At 61.6% G+C, this 3634-nt stretch carries 5 protein-coding genes; 2 read left to right on the forward strand and 3 right to left on the reverse strand.

Features of this window, described 5'->3' with window-relative positions:
* Nucleotides 1-810 (reverse strand): hypothetical protein (locus tag VEK15_26950; GenBank protein ID HXV64366.1); only part of this gene is annotated, 810 nt, incomplete at its 3' end.
* Nucleotides 811-1058: 248 nt separating this feature from the next.
* Between VEK15_26950 and VEK15_26955 the strand changes: the two genes are divergently transcribed.
* Nucleotides 1059-1667, forward strand: a complete 609-nt coding sequence (locus tag VEK15_26955; GenBank protein HXV64367.1) for a hypothetical protein — start codon at nt 1059-1061, stop codon at nt 1665-1667.
* Here VEK15_26955 and VEK15_26960 read toward each other — a convergent pair whose 3' ends face one another.
* Nucleotides 1668-2249, reverse strand: coding sequence for an HD domain-containing protein (locus VEK15_26960; GenBank protein ID HXV64368.1), 582 nt, complete (start codon nt 2247-2249; stop codon nt 1668-1670). It lies immediately after the preceding gene.
* Between the two features lie 9 nt (nt 2250-2258).
* Nucleotides 2259-2669 carry an META domain-containing protein gene (locus VEK15_26965; GenBank protein ID HXV64369.1) on the reverse strand — a complete coding sequence of 137 codons (411 nt, stop codon included), beginning with the start codon at nt 2667-2669 and terminating at the stop codon, nt 2259-2261.
* A gap of 74 nt (nt 2670-2743) precedes the next feature.
* Between VEK15_26965 and VEK15_26970 the strand changes: the two genes are divergently transcribed.
* The coding region (locus VEK15_26970; GenBank protein ID HXV64370.1) for a phosphatase PAP2 family protein at nt 2744-3634 on the forward strand (891 nt) is incomplete at its 3' end.

Raw genomic sequence — 3634 nt, forward strand, 5'->3', positions numbered from 1 at the left:
GACGAACCGGTACATCGCCTCCGCCGAGTAGCTCAACGCGGGTCGTTTCTGCGGGCCTTCGCTCGAGCGGTCGGCCTCCACGTTCCATCCCGGCAAGCTTCCCGCGAGGAGCTCGAACACTTTGTCGTTGTCCGCCGAGATCCCGACCTTCTTGAGGAGGTCGAGACGGTGATCGAGATCGCGCGCGTTCGAGGAGCTTGCCGCCGCCGCGGCGATGGCTTGCGAAAGCAGCTCGCGACGGCTCGGCTCCTTGGCAGAATCCGCCTGGCTGGGCGACGCGACCCCATGACGGCTGAGTCGTTCGAGAAGAACCTCGAGTCGACGAAGCCCACGCTCGGCGGCCGCCGACATCGGACCTCCAGTCGCAGCCACCGGCCCCGTCGCTCCCGGCGCTCCGGGCTGACGGTGAAGTGTCTCGACCCGAGCCACGACGCCGGATTCGGATTGTCCGAGACGGGCCAGGTTCGAGCACAGGAGCTCCCGATCCTCTTCGGGACAGTCCATGACGAGCTGCTGTCCGAGCTGTTCCAGGTACTTGCCCAGGGCCTCGCGCCCCACGAGATCGAGCTCGCCGAGCAAATGGATCTTGCGTACGGCGTGGAACAGATAGTCGGAAAGTGTGACGTTGGGGCGGGTGTCGTCCACCTGGGCGAGCAGCCAGTCGCGGATCGCGGAAATCATCGCCTCGGGCGGCTGGGTCAAGAGATACAGCATCGAGTCGGTGACCATCAATGGGGCCAATCGGTCAGAGAGATACTGTTGGATCTCGGAGAGAGCCTCCCGAAGGTCACCGTCGTCTAGGTTGCTCATGCGAAACTCCTCGCGCCTCGTGTTCTTGACTTCTAAGAAAAAAAGAAGTCCCGAAACGCCGGGGTGGGGCCGGGCGACGATTAAGAAATTACTGTTGGAGAATTAAATTTTACCATTGGAGAGACGCGAAGTGCAACGCGCCACAAGGGGAAAGCCGACACCCGCAATCGTACGCTGGGACAAACCTCGCGTGCCGAGCGGAAACCCAAAATCATTTCCGCATGGACGGGGTGTATATAATGTGAGTCGTGGCGTCGGCTGATAGGACCTACCACATCAAGCAATATCCTCTCGAGCGCGGCGCGCTGGAGATTCAGTACATCGAGGAATTCTTTGGCGAGTTCGACCGCAAGAAGACCGCCGCTGAGATCCAGCGCCGGCTTTCCGATCGGGACCATTGCATTCTCATGGCGGAGGCCAAACTACCGTCGGATCCGACCCAGCTCATGCCGGTGTCCTACAAGGTGGGCCACGAGATTCACGCGCACGAGAAGGAGCCCAAGCTCGCGGATCTCGTGGGGCGCCTTTCGGGTGCCGTCCAGTTCGGCGGGAGACGCATCCTCTACAGCTGGATCGGCGGCACGCGCTCCGATTGGAGGGGGCAGGGACATTTCCGCGCGTTGACCGAGCAGCAAGAGACCTGGGCCCTCGAGCACGGTTTCAAGGAGATCGTGGTCAAAACGAAAAACAAGTTCTACGTCATGCGCGCGACACTCACCCACCTGAGCTTCGACGTGATCAAGTACGAGCGCAACGAGTACGACAACCGAGAGTCCAAGGTCTACTTGAGCAAACGTATCGGACCGGAGGTCCTTACGACACACCAGAGCGAGCGGACCCTGGTGCAGGCCCTCTGATCAAGGGAGCGCCTTCAAGTCGCGCCCGGTGATGCCCAGCTCCTCGGCGTGGGGCTTGAGTGCCTCGATGACGAACTGGATGTGCTGGGCGAGATCGACCCCGAGAAGGTCGGCTCCGGCCTGAATCTCGGCGCGCTCCACCTTGGCGGCGAAGGCTTTGTCTTTCAGCTTCTTTTTGACGCTCTTCGCGGCGAGGGTCGCGATACCCTCCGGTCGAACGAGACAGCAGGCAACGATGAAGCCGGTCAACTCGTCGCAGGCGACGAGGGCCCTGTCGAGAACGCTCTCGTAAGGAACGTTCCACTTCGTGTAGTGAGCGGAGATCGCGTGAGCGATGACTTCCTCTCCCTGCTCGCGCAGCCACGCCACGATGCGCTGCGGATGCTCCTCCGGCCACTTCTCGTAATCGGCATCGTGGAGCATGCCCGCGATGCCCCAGGTGTCCTCGCTCGCGTTCTCGTTCCCGTAGTGCCGGGCGGCGCTTCGCATCACGATCTCCACGGCGCGGGCGTGCTTTCGGAGCGAGTCCGTCTCCGTCCAGGAGCAGAGGTGCTCCCACGCCAGTTCCCGAGTGAGCGGCACGTGCCTATTCTATAATCTTCCGAATCGCATCCGACCGCCGGCATAGCGAATGGTGAGCTCATCCCCGACGAGCTCCCAGCTCGTCGCCGAACCGAGGGCATCGACGTAAGGCTGCTCTAGAGAGCCTGGAAGGCAGGCAGCGCGGGTGCAGGCGAGAAGACCAATCGAGAGGTCGCTGCCCGAGACGCGATAGCTGCCGTTACAGAGGTTGCAATCGGTTCGGGCATGAAGCGCATCGTCCTCCGCGAGCTCGAGAGTATATTGGGAGGGGTCGGGGACGGTGACAACCTGTCCTCCCGAGAGCTCGAAAGCCTCTAGAGCCCATACGCCTTGCAACGCCGCCGTGTCGATCGGAACCGACGTCGACGTATCGCAACCCGAGACAATCGCGGCGACAGAGAGCAATATAACCGTGCGCATATCGATCGTTTTCCTCCTTCGTCGGCACGGTGTGTGCAAAAAGCTTGCCGCACATGAACATCGCAAGGAAAACTGTGTCAAGACTATCCGAAGAGTTAGATCCGCCTATCCAAACGGCTAGGGGAAGCGGACGTTTCGCGCCGCTCGATCTGCTCCTGGTCACTTACACGGCATGGGTCGCGCTTCTCGTGGCGTGGTTTCACGGCAACTTCGAAAACCCGATACCCATTCTCGTGTTCCACGCGATCGTGCTGGGAGTCATACTGGCTCTGCCCGCCCGGGGAGCGCGTTGGGAGACGGCGCCTTCGGGCGAGGGCGCTTTTCGACGTCACGTTCGCGGAGGACTCCGTTTTCTTCGGTACACCTATCCGCTTCTCCTCGTCTTGTTCTTCTTCGAGGAGGTCCAGCAGACGGTCGGCGCGGTCTATCCCGACGCACCCTACTGGTTCGAGCCGACGCTCTACGCGTGGGACCGATGGGTCTTCGGGGAGCTGCCCGCGATCCTTCTCGACCCCCACGTGGGCTTCTGGCAAGACGAGATCTTTCACGGATTCTATTTCTCCTACTACTGCATTCTCGTGGGCGGAGTCGTGTCCATGTATTTTGGGGATCAGGCGCGGCCGTCGGCGGCTTTTCAGCCCACGCTGAGCACGGCGATCACCGCCTTCATCTTGTGCTTCGTCTGGTATCCTTTTCTTCCCGCCCGTGGGCCGTGGGAGAATCCCGAGCTCATGGTCAGCCTGAAGCCGTTCCAGGGACTTGTCTTCACCCCGATCATCGAAAAGATCATCGAGCACGGCGCCGTTTCCGGCGGGTGTTTCCCCAGCTCGCACGTGGCCGCCAGTTGGGGCGTCGTCTTTGGCGTCGCGCGTTTCCGCCGCAGGACGGCCGCCATCCTCGCCGTGTTCGCTCTCGGGATGAGCGTCGCTTGCGTCTACACCCGCTACCATCATGCGGTGGACGTC

The sequence above is a fragment of the Vicinamibacteria bacterium genome, assembly GCA_035620555.1.
Classification (GTDB): Bacteria; Acidobacteriota; Vicinamibacteria; order Marinacidobacterales; family SMYC01; genus DASPGQ01.